Origin of the sequence: Bacteroides fragilis, from assembly GCF_019583405.1 — a bacterium.
In the GTDB taxonomy this organism is placed as follows: Bacteria; Bacteroidota; Bacteroidia; order Bacteroidales; family Bacteroidaceae; genus Bacteroides; species Bacteroides fragilis_B.
In genome coordinates this window covers 598181-610466 of record NZ_SZUU01000003.1, presented here as the reverse complement: position 1 = coordinate 610466, position 12286 = coordinate 598181, and the positions used below count along the sequence as shown (strand labels likewise).

At 46.5% G+C, this 12286-nt stretch carries 14 protein-coding genes; 2 read left to right on the top strand and 12 right to left on the bottom strand.

Translation table 11 applies throughout. The features are described 5' to 3' along the window. Positions 1 to 31 precede the first annotated feature (31 nt). Positions 32 to 1684: a M23 family metallopeptidase gene (locus FDF36_RS09865; protein WP_220391212.1), complete on the bottom strand. Its 1653-nt coding sequence runs from the start codon at positions 1682 to 1684 to the stop codon at positions 32 to 34. A gap of 750 nt (positions 1685 to 2434) precedes the next feature. Here FDF36_RS09865 and ald point away from each other — a divergent pair. Next, the gene (ald, locus tag FDF36_RS09860) at positions 2435 to 3544 is read left to right on the top strand and encodes an alanine dehydrogenase (RefSeq protein ID WP_032535982.1); all 1110 of its coding nucleotides are present in this window, start codon (positions 2435 to 2437) and stop codon (positions 3542 to 3544) included. A 98-nt stretch (positions 3545 to 3642) separates the two neighbouring features. Here ald and FDF36_RS09855 read toward each other — a convergent pair whose 3' ends face one another. The 7 genes from FDF36_RS09855 to FDF36_RS09825 all read right to left on the bottom strand — a co-directional run bounded on the left by FDF36_RS09855 (position 3643) and on the right by FDF36_RS09825 (position 9045). Beyond that, the gene (locus tag FDF36_RS09855) at positions 3643 to 4587 is read right to left on the bottom strand and encodes an NAD(P)H-dependent flavin oxidoreductase (RefSeq protein WP_032530194.1); all 945 of its coding nucleotides are present in this window, start codon (positions 4585 to 4587) and stop codon (positions 3643 to 3645) included. A gap of 58 nt (positions 4588 to 4645) precedes the next feature. Then, entirely contained in the window at positions 4646 to 5350 is a 705-nt protein-coding gene (locus FDF36_RS09850) for a DUF4858 domain-containing protein (protein WP_005776237.1), read from the bottom strand. A 151-nt stretch (positions 5351 to 5501) separates the two neighbouring features. After that, a complete protein-coding gene (locus tag FDF36_RS09845) occupies positions 5502 to 6014 on the bottom strand; it encodes a DUF4943 family protein (protein WP_005819122.1) in 513 nt (170 codons plus the stop codon). Between the two features lie 36 nt (positions 6015 to 6050). Then, positions 6051 to 7091, bottom strand: coding sequence for an outer membrane beta-barrel protein (locus FDF36_RS09840; protein WP_220391211.1), 1041 nt, complete (start codon positions 7089 to 7091; stop codon positions 6051 to 6053). Continuing rightward, a complete protein-coding gene (locus FDF36_RS09835) occupies positions 7075 to 7626 on the bottom strand; it encodes an RNA polymerase sigma factor (protein ID WP_005776233.1) in 552 nt (183 codons plus the stop codon). The genes FDF36_RS09840 and FDF36_RS09835 overlap by 17 nt, the downstream gene beginning before the upstream one ends. A gap of 194 nt (positions 7627 to 7820) precedes the next feature. Beyond that, complete coding sequence (nadC, locus tag FDF36_RS09830; RefSeq protein ID WP_220391210.1) at positions 7821 to 8660, bottom strand: carboxylating nicotinate-nucleotide diphosphorylase; 840 nt, start codon at positions 8658 to 8660, stop codon at positions 7821 to 7823. Next, the gene (locus tag FDF36_RS09825) at positions 8653 to 9045 is read right to left on the bottom strand and encodes a DUF4783 domain-containing protein (RefSeq protein WP_005776230.1); all 393 of its coding nucleotides are present in this window, start codon (positions 9043 to 9045) and stop codon (positions 8653 to 8655) included. Before FDF36_RS09825 ends, nadC begins: the two co-directional genes overlap by 8 nt. A gap of 96 nt (positions 9046 to 9141) precedes the next feature. Here FDF36_RS09825 and rlmH point away from each other — a divergent pair, with 96 nt between their 5' ends. Continuing rightward, entirely contained in the window at positions 9142 to 9615 is a 474-nt protein-coding gene (gene rlmH, locus FDF36_RS09820; RefSeq protein ID WP_005776229.1) for a 23S rRNA (pseudouridine(1915)-N(3))-methyltransferase RlmH, read from the top strand. Between the two features lie 9 nt (positions 9616 to 9624). Here rlmH and queF read toward each other — a convergent pair whose 3' ends face one another. From queF to FDF36_RS09800, 4 genes are all read right to left on the bottom strand, one after another. Beyond that, complete coding sequence (queF, locus tag FDF36_RS09815) at positions 9625 to 10080, bottom strand: preQ(1) synthase (protein WP_005776228.1); 456 nt, start codon at positions 10078 to 10080, stop codon at positions 9625 to 9627. 14 nt (positions 10081 to 10094) lie between these two features. Then, positions 10095 to 10754: a 7-cyano-7-deazaguanine synthase QueC gene (gene queC / locus FDF36_RS09810; protein ID WP_005809507.1), complete on the bottom strand. Its 660-nt coding sequence runs from the start codon at positions 10752 to 10754 to the stop codon at positions 10095 to 10097. Positions 10755 to 10794: 40 nt separating this feature from the next. Then, positions 10795 to 11475: a queuosine precursor transporter gene (locus FDF36_RS09805; RefSeq protein ID WP_005776226.1), complete on the bottom strand. Its 681-nt coding sequence runs from the start codon at positions 11473 to 11475 to the stop codon at positions 10795 to 10797. Between the two features lie 280 nt (positions 11476 to 11755). Then, positions 11756 to 12259, bottom strand: coding sequence for an RNA polymerase sigma factor (locus tag FDF36_RS09800; protein WP_065739595.1), 504 nt, complete (start codon positions 12257 to 12259; stop codon positions 11756 to 11758). Between the last annotated feature and the right edge of the window lie 27 nt (positions 12260 to 12286).

The window sequence follows — 12286 nt, the reverse complement described above, 5'->3', positions numbered from 1 at the left end:
CGGATAATATCCGGTTATTTGGTTTTGAAAGCTACCAGACGAAGGTTTCACGAACCGTTGTCTCGTTCCCGCAATCGTCCGTAGCGGTCATCTCTACCGTATGGAGTCCACCTTTCTTTACATATTCAGGATCGAGTTTACACTCCCAATACGATTTTGTCAGGTTAGGACGTCCGAACAGAGCGAATTTTCCATCAATCGTGCCACGATAAGACCGGATGCCGGTTTCTTTGTCCTTCAGCCGATAAACAATTTTCCCATTACGTCCCCAGACATTCTTGCCCACCGGAATAATTTCGGGAGGCACTGTATCTACTCCTACCGTATAAGTGCCCAATTCACGGATACGGGTTTTCATAAATCCACCCTCGTAAGTTCCTCCGGCACTATACATACCACCTTTGGGAGTAACACGAGCCACGTAATATTTCGTTGTATCGGCAACCGGCTGATGACGAAGCCCGATACGCAACTCACAGCCACCGTGCAACGGCACTTTCTCATCATTGAGCTGATAGGTGTAAGCAATTGCCCCGCTGTCGGAACGTACTTCATAATTGAGAGCCACATTGTCGTATAACATCCCCCGGGGGACGGTAAGGGTCAAACCGGGTTCTTGCAAAAAGTTCGTTTTGTCCCAGGCAAAGAAGTACTTCTCCCGATGTTCAGACGGCTTTATCGGCTGTTTTTTTCCACGCACCGTAAAGTGATAACGGGAAGTGTTGCCAAAAGCGTCTTTCAATTCATATTCGAACTTGTAATCCCGTTCTTCATTGATGGTCACCAATCCACGGTTATCATTCGAAGCCCGGAGCATACGCAGCGTATTGCCCGGATCAATAAATGATTTCATATATTGCCCGTAGGTCCAGGAGTTTATCATCCGGTTCTCATCCGGAGCAAAGCGATCGACCACACTGCGAAACACTTCCGTTCCATCTACCTTGAGCACAACAGTATGCACACCGTAACGGTTGTGAACACCGTCCATGTAATCATAAGCCTTGATACCCGATCCGATCACTCCCCATGCCTCGATGGGACGCGTCCCATTGGGTTGGAAGGTTTGCCGCTCCGAACTGCCTTGCACGATTCCGGTTCCCGGCTGTGGAAACAACATAACGCCCTCAGCCCGGGGAGCAGTGGTATCTTTTATTTTTGATTTGAAAAAAGGCATCGGATCGACAGATTCACCGGTAGCGGTTTCCAGCAAGTCCAGATGCAGGTGCGGTCCGAATGAATAACCCGTATTACCGCTCCAGGCTATCTGTTGTCCCGCCTTTACCGGATATTCCCCCGGTTCGGGAACAATCTCTACTTCCCAATCTTCTTTTTCGTATTGAAGCTTCTTCACTCTTCGGGCAATGCCCGGCATAAATCCGCTCAAGTGCCGGTTAATAGTTGTATAACCGTTATTATATACCACATCGAGTACATGTCCCGAACCATTGGTGACACGAATACGTGAGATGTATCCGTCGGCCAGCGCGCGCACCGGTTTACCGACAACTCCCTGAGTCTTAAAGTCAAGACCACCATGAAAATGATTGGCACGAATTTCTCCGAAATTACCGCTCAGAGTCAGTGTAAAGTCAAATGGAGGAACAAAAGCAGCCTGCTTCACATCTTGTGAATGTCCCTGAATGCTGCAGGCAAGCATCAGAGCAACTATATACTGTTTCATGTAGTTTGCTTAAAAATGGAATCTTTGCAAAAATACATTATTCCTGCCATATCAGAAAACAGAAAGATAGATTTTATTCCTGCCTGCCACGGCTCTTTATCCCCCGCCTTCCTCTCATACAAAAAATACGTTTCGATCTTCCATCTTCCACCTTTTAGAATGCATATCGTTGATTGTAAGATGTATAGATTGGTGGAAGATGCGGTTTTTATGCCATTTATCTTCCACCCCCATCTTCCATCTTCCACCCGCTGTTTTAGGGAGCATTTTAGTAGTAACTATTTGGGAAACAAATGGATATATCCAATTTCTTATCCGTTAATCTCTCTAAAAGCATTTCATTTCCCTTACTTTCTTTAGTGCAAATGGTCGGATCCTTATCTCAGCCCCGGCATGCGGGCTCATCGGCCCGGGTATGCGGGCTCATCAGCCCGGGCATGTGGGCTCATCAGCCCGGGTATGCGGGCTGGGATAAAGAGTTGTATGACATTGGTTAATCTACTACACTTCTCCGGTAATAGCCGGCCGGATTCTTTCTTAAAAAAGAAACAACGAAGCACTGCTTCCGCATCGCTGTGTGCGAATGGAAGATTTTGTGGGGGGGGGACAAGGGAGGAAGGCGGTTGTTAAATGAAAGAGCCGTGCCTGCACCTCTACTATCATTCTGCTGTAAAACATCCGTATAAGGATAACAACATAAGCAGAATTTTCTTACATTGTGCCATGTTTAACCCTTAATAGAGTAACGTTATGATTATCGGAGTACCTAAGGAGATTAAGAACAACGAGAACCGGGTGGGCATGACACCCTCGGGAGTTGCCGAATTAGTGAAACGCGGACATACTGTATACATACAGCACACCGCAGGAGAGAACAGTGGTTTTCCGGACGAGGCATATATAGCCGCAGGAGCGCAGATCCTGCCCACTATGGAAGAGACGTATGCCGCAGCCCAGATGATAGTGAAAGTGAAAGAACCTATCGCACCGGAATACAAGCTGATCCGCAAGGGACAGTTGCTGTTCACTTACTTCCATTTTGCCTCCGATAAAGAACTGACTCTTGCCATGATAGAAAACGGCTCGATTTGCCTTGCTTACGAAACGGTAGAAAAAGCTGACCATTCTTTACCCTTATTGATTCCTATGAGTGAGGTAGCCGGACGCATGGCTATACAGGAAGGCGCCCGTTTCCTGGAAAAGCCGCAAGGTGGAAAAGGTATTCTGCTGGGAGGTGTACCGGGTGTGAAGCCTGCCAAAGTATTAATTCTCGGCGGAGGCATCGTAGGCAGCAATGCAGCCCAGATGGCAGCCGGACTGGGAGCAGATGTCACAATTGCGGATATCAACCTGGCCCGTCTTCGTTATTTGAGTGAAACACTGCCCAAAAATGTAAAAACCTTATATGCTTCGGAACTGAGGCTGAAGAAAGAGTTGCCGGACGTAGACCTTGTAATAGGCTCGGTCTTGATTCCGGGAGACAAGGCTCCGCACCTGATCACCCGCAGTATGCTGAAGATGATGCAACCGGGTACAGTATTAGTGGATGTAGCTATCGACCAGGGAGGATGTTTCGAAACTTCGCACCCCACTACCCATAGTGAGCCGACGTATGTGGTTGATGGAATCGTACATTATGCCGTAGCCAATATTCCGGGAGCAGTGCCTTACACTTCTACATTGGCACTGACCAATGCCACTCTGCCTTATGTAACAGCACTGGCAGGAAAGGGGTGGAAACAGGCATGCAAAGAAGATCCGGCACTGGCTTTGGGATTAAATGTGGTAGAAGGGAAAGTGGTATATAAAGCAATAGCTGAGGTATTCGGGCTTAAATACGAGCAATTGAATTTAGAATAACAAGTAATACCACGGAGTAACACAGAGTTTCACGAAGCAGAATCATAAAAAGAAGAACTCCGTAAGACTCTGTGTTACCCTGTGGTGGAATGATCCGTTTATAACAAAAAAGAAGATACCTTGTCCGAAGCTCTGCGGTATCCCTCCAACAATTCTTTCATTACCTCGTCCACACTTTGCCTGCGGCGGAACAGAGCAGCCACCTGCCCTATCTCAAGCTCTCCTTCTTCCAGATCACCTTCGAAGATGCCTTTCTTGGCGCGTCCTCTGCCCAAAAGTTCACGAAGTTCTTCGGCAGAAGCTCCCCGCGCCTCAGCCACTTCCACCTTATCACGGAACGAATTGGTCACAAGACGGGTAGGCGCCAGTTTCTTCAACAATAATTTGGTATCGCCTTCGTTCAACCGCAAACAATATTCCTTGAAAATATCACTTGCCGAACTTTCATCCGTCAGAGCAAAACGAGTACCTATCTGAACTCCTTCGGCCCCTAACGCCATCGTGGCAAAGATGGCCTCACCGGTACCAATCCCTCCGGCCGCAATCAAAGGTAAAGTAGTGGCTTCACGTACCGCAGGAATCAGACAAAGCGTTGTTGTCTCCTCCCGGCCATTATGCCCACCAGCCTCAAAACCCTCAGCTACCACGGCATCGACTCCCGCCTCTTCGCATTTCATGGCAAACTTAGAAGAAGAAACGACATGTGCCACCGTGATGTCACGCTCTTTCAGCCAGCCAGTCCATGTCTTCGGGTTTCCGGCAGAGGTAAATACGATTTTAACCCCTTCTTCCACAATGATATTCATGATCTCCTCTATCTGGGGATACATCAAAGGAATATTTACCCCAAAAGGTCTATCTGTGGCTGCACGGCATTTACGAATATGTTCACGCAAAATATCGGGATACATCGAGCCGGAGCCTATCAACCCCAAACCACCCGCATTACTGACAGCCGAAGCAAGCCTCCAGCCACTACACCACACCATACCGCCCTGAATAATGGGATACTGAATACCGAAAAGAGAAGAAATTCTGTTCATAGTCATATCGTTTTTGAAAAAAGAAGGCAAGAATCCCCCTATTTATCTTTTAACAAATTCAATGTATAATCGGTTCAGGAAGCAACACCGTTGTCGAATCACCATACGCTTTCAGAACTTCCAGTGTACGCGCCCTCCGTTCACGTCCTTTTTTGTCCCAGAAATCTTTTGTGAAAATAGTCATCAGGTCAAGACCTCCGATAGTGCCTCCACTCACGGTTACTCCACTTTTGCCAAGCTTCATGGCAGAGGTATGCACCATGCTCTGCGTAGTCACCATCCTGCCATTGGCACGTTCGCCAAACAGATTATGCCGCAACCCACTGGAACGGATTTCCTCGTATGAACTGCGGATACCTTTATCGTATACATTTTTAGCCCAGTTGGAAGGAACGGTCTCATAAAACTCGACAAACGGATCTCCCCGCCACGTATCGGCATCCACCTGTATCTTTTTTTGGTAAATAGGGTCCCAGTTATATTTGGTATTGGCCGTATAAGGCCGGAGAGTCAACACAATTTTCTTTCTATCAAGCACTTGTGGAAGCGTCTCGTCCAATTTCAGACCGGGCTTCTCCTTCGACATTTTGGGAGCACCCGGCAAGCTGTTGAAATCAATCTGTTTCACAGCATCCATATTCAGCTTGATATCCTCTTGGCCGTTCAGGATGCGTTGCAGATTCAATGAATCCTTCGCAGTCCATTGGGCACGGGCTATCAGGACCATCGGACATAACCATATAAACAATATCAAACGCTTCATTCTTCTACACTTATTTAATAAGATGAAAGTACCTGCTTCGCATGTTCCTGTCTTTGAATTCCTTTACGTGGCTGTTCATCGGGCATAAAGGATCACTGCCGCCCCTGAAGACAGCACCAGAAAGTCGATACGTTTCATCTGATTTAGTTTTTTACCACCAACGGTATCCACTCCCGCAAAGGGGCTCGTCAAAGCATGCGTCAATGGTCCATGCCGTACGAGGATACTGCCTGTTTTCCCACCAGCGACGATACCGGGCAGCAGCATCAAGTAACTCTTCATCGGTCAGGAAATAGATGCCCTCGTAGTTCTCGGCATTGGCTCTCACCATTTTGCAGCCAAACGACGCATAATGCCCTAACCGAATGGTTTCTACGATCCACAACATGCACTCGCCCAACCGGACCTTACCGCTATAGTAAGCAGATACCGGCGGAAGCGGAAAAGAAGCAACCTGAGTCAGGTCTTCCGCATAATTCAGCAATGCCGGAATATCCTTCTCCGTAAATTTAGGCACTTCTACAAAGCCCTTCGGGCTCTTGGTATTATAGTTCCCCGCTTTGAGTTGCCTTACGAAAAGGTCTACATCCGGGTTATTGTAATCTAATGTCTCTTCGCTGCAACTTACACAAGTAAGCAATGATAAAACAACCGTGAGCAGCATAAAAAATGTTTTTTTCATAACGTCCGTACTAAATGGTTAATAGGTCATGCGCAGACCGCAAATCAGGTTAAAATTCGTAGGCCGTGCCGAACGTACTGTTTCCAGCTTGGAGTCTGTCTTGAAATGGTGCGACACTCCCGGTTCGGCAAATAAAGCCAGTTTATCATTAATTTTATAGTTCACTCCCACTCCTGCGGTAAGGGCCAGTTGCACAGGCTCCTGTTTGAAGCTGTTATCGGGTGCTCCCGCTATGCACTTATCCGCAACTCCACCTACAGAAGCATATATATCCAACTTCGGCATTTCCGCAAGTGTCACGTTCAGTTTTACGGGAATTCCCAGATAATGCAAGTTCTGTCCGGCACGCAAACTGGAATATAATAAACCGGTTTCTACGGCTAAATGTTTATTTATTTTTTTCTCTACCGTCAGACCGACCGTAACAGGCATCTTATATTTACCATCTCCGGCAGGCAATGCGGTACCGACTGCCGCCTTTACAGCCCATGTCCGGGCTTTAGCGGTCATAGCCATATAATCGGAAGACGGGGATTCATCAGCAGAATTTGCCAAGGTCTGTCCATCTCCACTGGCCTGCCAATAGTTTTTATCCGGATGATTATTTTGTCCTCTGCGTGTAGTCGTTGCAGAGAAGCTGAATGACATGGAAACCGTAACCGAAACCGAATCATCATCTTCGTCCTGATATTGGGCCAGAGTACCGAAACGCTTAGGCGTCGGTTTACTCAAAACAGGCTCGGAATGTACGGGAGTGAAATCCTGTTTCACCACGTCACCATCCAGGTGAGTCGCATTTCCACTGACAACCGCTACCTGGGTAAAGGCTTCTTCTATCTCCTCTTTCGGAGAGAAGAACCAAAAAGCAGCCGATGAAGCAGCCAGTACCAGCAGTACGGAAGCGGCTGCCGCTACGCGGAAGAAAAACACCTTCCGACGATGGCAACGCACCATCACCTCAGAATTCAGTTCTTCCCAGAAACCATCCCGCACAGTCATCTCGGCGTTGCCGAGACGGGAACGGAACAGATCGGTTATTTCATCATTTTCTCTCTTCATGATTTCTATATTCTTTAATCCTTTTTGCCAATAAAAACTTTGCACGGTGCAACTGCGAAGTGGATGAATGCTCCTTGATACCCAACATATCGGCTATCTCTTTGTGAGACTTTTCCTCAAACACGTAAAGGTTAAAAACCGTCCGGCAGCCATCGGGCAAGTCTGCGACAAACTTCATCAACTGTTCTTCGGATATCGGTCCTGCCTCCCCTCCTTCCGGAAGATCAGGAATATCAGGAAGCTGATCCTCGTGTATCACCAACTGACTGATCCGTTTTTGCCTTCGCAGGTAATCCAGTGCCTGAGTCACCATCACCCGGGTCACCCACGTTCCGAGCGAAGACTCACCACGAAACGAAAAGTTGGTGAATATTTTGATGAAACCGTCATGCAGTACATCGTGCGCCGCTTCCATATCGCCCGTATAGCGGAAACATACCGCCAACAATTGCCTCGAGTATAGGGTGTAAAGTTCCTTACGGGCCGAATCCTTTCCTGCCCGACAGCCCTTTATCAGTTCTATCTCGTTTTCCAATGTCAATTGTCTTTTTAAAATCGAACGTATGTCTGCGTCGTTTGTCTATTAGACGCAAGGATGCAACGAATGCTGCAAACAATAGTGCAAAAAGAAGTTAAAGAAACAATAAACGATGAATAAGCCTTTGCATCAATGCGTAGCCTGTTCATCGTTTATTACTTAAGAACGTTTATCGCCGACCGTTCAAAATGTCAGCATGCCTTAAAACTCATATCGAGTCCCTTTACCGAATGGGTAAGGGCACCTACCGAAATAAAGTCTACACCACACTCGGCATAGTCACGGAGTGTATCGAACGTGATACCACCGGACGATTCGGTCTCATATTTTCCGCCGATCATCTCGACAGCTATCTTTGTATTTTCGGGAGTGAAGTTATCGAACATGATGCGGTCTACCCCACCGATATTCAACACCTGCTGAAGTTCGTCAAAATTGCGCACTTCGATTTCAATCTTGAGGTCTTTTCCTTTTTCCTTGCAATATTCTTTAGCGCGGTTGATGGCCTTATCAATGCCACCGGCAAAGTCCACGTGATTATCTTTCAGAAGAATCATATCGAAAAGTCCGATACGGTGGTTGACACCCCCGCCAATCTTTACCGCCGCTTTCTCAAGCATACGGAGTCCCGGAGTAGTCTTACGGGTATCCAACACACGTGTTTTGGTGCCTTCCAGCTGCTTCACGTATTTGCGTGTCATAGTGGCAATGCCGCTCATACGCTGCATCACGTTCAGCATCAGACGTTCTGTCTGAAGCAGAGCCTGAATTTTACCTTCCACAACCATTGCCACATCACCCGGCTTCACTTCGGCACCGTCGTTGATAAACACCTCAACCTTCATAGTCGGATCGAAACGGTGAAATATTTCTTTGGCTATTTCGATACCGGCCAATACACCGGCTTCTTTAATCAAAAGTTTCGATTTTCCCATTGCAGTGGCGGGAATACAGGAAAGTGTTGTGTGGTCGCCATCACCTATGTCTTCGGCAAAGGCCAGATCAATCAGTCTGTCTATTAACTCATTCATTGGTTTTATCTATTCTTATTTGATTTATAAAATATTTGTTCTGTACCCTGCGGAAAAAACAGTTCACCCGGAAATTGCCGTTGGCAGTGGTCAGGGTACCGATAATAAAACTCGACTCCTCTCGCTTACCTTCGTGATTTACATTAAAACCACTCACCTTGTTGCTATTAAAGAAAGAAGCAAGTGTTCCTTCAGCAGTCTGTTTGTCGACGCTTGTCGAGCGATTCTGAATTACCAGATCCACCTTCTCTCCCAAATACTTGTTCAGCTCTTGGGAGTTTCCTTTCTTAAACGCCACGACCACGCCCACCGGTATGTCTTGTGCGAAGAGCGAAGTTACAGCGAATACGAGTCCGGCCATCCATAAAAGTACCCGTTTTTTCATAATCACAAGTATTATCGATACGCAAAGGTAAGTATTTAATGCTAAAAACAACATTTTTTTCTTATTTTTGTGCAATAAACAAGAGTTTGCACTTGAATGAAAACAACCCTTATCGTCGTAGGACGGACTGTAGAGCAGCATTATATCACTGCAATTAACGATTACATAGAGCGTACTAAACACTTCATTTCTTTTGATATGGAGGTGATTCCCGAACTGAAAAACACGAAAAGCCTCACCCCGGAACAACAAAAGGAGAAGGAAGGCGAACTGATAGGCAAAGCCCTCCAACCGGGAGACGTGGTAGTGTTGCTGGACGAGCACGGAAAAGAGATGCGTTCGGTGGAATTTGCACGCTGGATGGAGAAGAAGCTGGTAAACGTCAACAAACGCCTGGTATTTATCATAGGAGGACCTTACGGATTTTCACAAAAGGTATATGATGCGGCACACGAAAAGATATCCATGTCGAAAATGACTTTTTCGCACCAGATGATCCGCCTGATCTTTGTAGAACAGATGTATAGGGCCATGACCATACTGAACGGCGGGCCCTATCACCATGAATAGGGTTATCCCCTATTCATGATTCATCAACCGCCGGGCAGCCATCTCTTCATATTTCGTTCCGGGGCGACCATAGTTGGCATACGGATAAATCGAAATACCGCCGCGGGGTGTAAAGATACCGGTCACTTCAATGTATTTGGGGTCCATCAGACGGATCAGGTCTTTCATTATGATATTCACGCAATCTTCATGAAAAGCACCGTGATTGCGGAAGCTAAACAGATATAGCTTAAGGCTCTTGCTCTCCACCATCTTCACATCGGGCAGGTAACTGATACGTATTTCGGCAAAATCCGGTTGTCCCGTTATGGGGCACAAGCTGGTAAACTCCGGACAATTGAAACGTACCCAATAATCGTTCTCAGGATGCTTGTTATCGAAGGATTCCAATACTTCGGGAGCATAATCCTGCTTATATTCGGTCTTTCTTCCCAGTAAAGAAAGCTGGTCTTTCAGTTCAGTCATAATCTATTAATCATTTAACGGTTTCTTTTACTTAAATACTCTTCCAGCCCCTGTTTCCGCAATTTGCATGCCGGGCAGTGTCCGCACCCGTCGGCAGGAATCCCGTTGTAACAGGTCAGCGTCTCGTTCCGTACAAGATCGAATACGCCGAGTTCGTCCGCCAATGCCCAGGTTTCGGCTTTATCAATCCACATCAACGGTGTATGGATAACAAACTGTTCGTCCATCGCCAGATTCAGAGTGACATTCAACGACTTGATAAACGAGTCGCGGCAATCGGGATAACCGCTATAATCGGTCTGCGAAACTCCGGTAACCAAGTGGAAAGCCCCCTGTTCACGGGCAAAGACAGCAGCAATACTCAGAAAAAACAGGTTACGTCCCGGAACAAAGGTGTTCGGGAACGAATCTTCCGGCTTGTCTTCGTCCATCGAGATGCTGGTATCCGTCAACGAATTGCTTCCAAGGCTCCCGATAAAAGAGGTGTCCATCACATGAAACTCCACTCCTGCCCTTTCGGCTATTCCCCGGGCCAGTTCTACCTCGTGTGCATGTTTCTGTCCGTACAGGAAACTAAGCGCATATACTTTGCTGAAATGTTTCTTCGCCCAGAAGAGACACGTTGTAGAGTCCTGTCCGCCACTGAACAGAACTACTGCTGAATCATTTTTCATCATTTATTTTCTTGAAAAAAGTGTTTTTAAGTTCTCCTTATTATATATCCTTTACCTTAAGTACATTATAGGAGATGTCGGTATCATAAACATCGCTCCCGTCAATTCTCTTAACGGCTTTCACGACACGGATGGTGATCGGAAGGATAATCACTTCGTAAAGGGACTTCAGCACAATCTGAGTGCCCATCATTACCAACAGCTCGGGCCAGGCAATCAGTCCGCCGAATGCGATGGGAAAGAAGATCAGTGAATCGGCCGTTTCTCCCACTACCGTAGACCAGATGGCACGGGCAGAAAAGTTACGTCCTCCACTGGCCACTTTCATTTTACTCATGACATAGGCATTGAGAAACGAACCGACCAGAAAGGCCAACAGACTGGCTACAACAATGCGGGGAGCCATGCCGAACACAAAATCAAAATGCTGTTCGCCTTCCCAGAAAGGTGCTGCGGGCAACGCCACGGCAATCAGCCCGAGACCTACCACAAAGAAGTTCATGGCAAATCCGCTCCAAATAATCAGACGGGCCTTTTTAAATCCCCATACTTCGGCTATACAGTCATTGATAATATAGGATATGGGAAACACCAGCAATCCGGCAGTAACAGTGATACTGCCAACCTGAATCACTTTGGTTTCGAGAAGGTTTGCTGCAATCAGACAGACGTTGAACAGAATGCCGAGCAACATGAAGGGTATAGATACTTTTTCTTTCATAATTCCTGTTTTTTACGTGGTGTTCTAGAATACACGACCGCTATTCACGGCATCATACGTTTACGGGCAGCAAAGGTAGCAATTCTTTTTTAATCGACAAAATAACAATATATGTAACGGGGCATTACATATATTGTTATCGCGATAACATATAATGTAATGCCCCGTCCGGGTACAACATAACAAACACTTAACACACTATTCTTTTTACTCTTGTCACAGAGTTACAAAAGCCCATTCATACTTCCGGAAAATCCGGCATCAATCTTAATAAGCGCTCTTACGAGAAGTCTTTCAAATCCTGCTGTAATCTTTTGCGGATCAGGAACAGACGGCTCTTGATAGTCCCTACCGGCAAATCCATCTTCTCAGCTATCTCACGATACTTGAATCCGGCAACAAACATCAGGAAAGGCTTCTTCAACTCTTCGGGAACGGCATTAATCACCTTATAGAGTTCCTTCAGATCGTAAATTGTTTCAAAGCGGTTGCCGTCCTCACCTTCCGTCAGGGTTTGCGCATAGAGATTATAGGTGGAATCGGTCATATCCACTTCACGTAACGACTTACGGTAATTATTGATAAAGATATTGCGCATGATGGTATACATCCATCCCTTGAAATTCTGGGTATGCACAAATTTCTCTTTGTTGTCCAATGCCTTCAACAGACAATCCTGTACCAGATCATTGGCCGACTCCCGGTCAGCAGTCAGTTTATAGGCAAAATGTTCCAGTTCGGGCTGCATAGCCACTATCTTATGGGTAATATTCATCTTTTCCATTGCTCTTCTTTCTTTCTGATTATCGAA